This window comes from Bacillus sp. FJAT-22090 (assembly GCF_007676755.1).
Taxonomy (GTDB): domain Bacteria; phylum Bacillota; class Bacilli; order Bacillales_A; family Planococcaceae; genus Psychrobacillus.
The window spans coordinates 1-338 of sequence record NZ_VEBK01000041.1; the positions used below are offsets into that span (position 1 = coordinate 1).

The window sequence follows — 338 nt, forward strand, 5'->3', positions numbered from 1 at the left end:
CCCACATGTGAGGGAATGGATTATTCGGTATTAGCCCCGGTTTCCCGGAGTTATCCCAATCTACAGGGCAGGTTGCCCACGTGTTACTCACCCGTCCGCCGCTAAATCAGAAGAAGCAAGCTTCTTCTTCATTCGCTCGACTTGCATGTATTAGGCACGCCGCCAGCGTTCGTCCTGAGCCAGGATCAAACTCTCCATAATAGAGAACTTAAAAAGCTCATTTTGTTTTGCTGGCATCATCATTAAATGATGTCAAAATTGTTTTGCTATCAGATTAACAAGTTAATCATTCTAGCTATATGTCTTAACGTTTTGCATGTTCAGTTTTCAATGTTCAT

Annotated in this window: 1 rRNA gene; it reads right to left on the reverse strand. The window is 42.9% G+C overall.

Annotation, left to right across the window (positions count from 1 at the left end):
* Nucleotides 1-201, reverse strand: a 16S ribosomal RNA gene (locus FS486_RS19855); the annotation flags it as partial.
* Between the last annotated feature and the right edge of the window lie 137 nt (nt 202-338).